The sequence below is a fragment of the Phytoamicus setariae genome (genome assembly GCF_016722925.1).
In the GTDB taxonomy this organism is placed as follows: Bacteria; Pseudomonadota; Alphaproteobacteria; order Rhizobiales; family Rhizobiaceae; genus Rhizobium_E; species Rhizobium_E setariae.
The window spans coordinates 1-1,220 of record NZ_JAEQNC010000035.1 but is presented as its reverse complement, the minus strand read 5'-3'; the positions used below and the strand labels follow the sequence as shown (position 1 = coordinate 1,220).

The following is a 1,220-nucleotide window of genomic DNA, read 5'->3' as shown; positions in this document are numbered from 1 at the left end:
CGATCAAATCGCGGCCAAACATTAAAATCATCCCGATCGGTTCTTCTCCTTGACGCAACATTGGCGAGATGTCATTTTCGTCCCGAAAGGGATGATAATGCATGTACTGACCGACAGCAAAAGCCTTGGTGCTCTGATCCGGCATGAGCGTAGATCGCAAGGCCTCACACAAGAGCAACTCGCTGGCCTCGCCGGCGTTGGCGTTCGATTTGTTCGCGAACTTGAGGCTGGCAAGGAGAGTTGCCAGCTTGGCCGCGCTCTGCTGGTAGCGCAAACACTCGGCCTTGTCGTTTCTGTAGGTACTCGGCGCGAGGGCCGAGCATGACCCGATATCTCGACGTCTATTTCGGAAACGTGAAGGCTGGCACACTTGGCCAGGACGCTGACGGAACGCTCATTTACTCATATGACACTGATTATCTTCGAGAAGTTGGCGCCGCAGCGATTTCCTTCTCAATGCCGCTGAGGGAGGAGCCATATCTCGACCAGGTCGTTCGCCCATTCTTCTCCGGCCTGCTTCCCGATGAGGGCGCCCGTCAACGCCTTGCCGGCGCACTTGGCATTTCATTCGGCAATGCATTCGGTTTGCTCGAAGTAATCGGCGGCGAATGTGCTGGGGCATTGTCTCTCTATCGCGCCGGGGAGGTCCCGGCGCCGAACGATGATGACGGTGTCGAGGAACTGAGCGGCGAACGGCTGAATGAGGTGATTGGAAAGTTGCGCAGCCGTCCTCTCCTTGGCGGCGAGGAAGGAGTTCGGCTCTCTCTTGCCGGTGCGCAGGACAAGCTCGCAGTTATCGTCCAGGACGACACCATAGGACTGGCCAAAGGCGGTCGCCCGACGACCCATATTCTCAAGCCGGAGATCCAAGGCTTGGAGGGGACAGTTGAAAACGAGCTTTTCTGTCTACGTCTTGCGGATCGCCTGAAACTGCCGGTTCCTGCTGTCGAGATGCGATGGAGCGGCGAGACAGCTTTCCTGCTCATCGAACGCTATGACCGCGCGAGGACGAGCGACGGACGTATTGACCGGTTGCACCAGGAGGACTTTTGCCAAGCGCTGAGCGTGCCGCCGGAGCTAAAATACGAGGAAGAGGGCGGTCCAGGCACGGAGCGGTCGCTCGATCTCATCAATCGAGCCTGTGGTCGCCCGGCTGCCGATCGTTTGCGTTTCATCAGGATGCTGATTTTTCATTATCTCGTTGGCAACGCCGATGCCCA

Annotated in this window: 2 protein-coding genes; both read left to right on the top strand. The window is 57.6% G+C overall.

Annotation, left to right across the window (positions count from 1 at the left end; genetic code table 11):
• Window positions 1-97: 97 nt before the first annotated feature.
• Complete coding sequence (locus JJB09_RS26480; RefSeq protein ID WP_201664092.1) at window positions 98-325, top strand: helix-turn-helix domain-containing protein; 228 nt, start codon at window positions 98-100, stop codon at window positions 323-325.
• Window positions 322-1,220 (top strand): HipA domain-containing protein (locus tag JJB09_RS26475; protein ID WP_201664091.1); only part of this gene is annotated, 899 nt, incomplete at its 3' end. The genes JJB09_RS26480 and JJB09_RS26475, both read left to right, overlap by 4 nt.

What these genes read in the sequence shown, in the direction of transcription:
- JJB09_RS26480 (WP_201664092.1), top strand. Translation starts at nt 98, where the DNA reads ATGCATGTACTGACCGACAGCAAAAGCCTTGGTGCTCTGATCCGGCAT.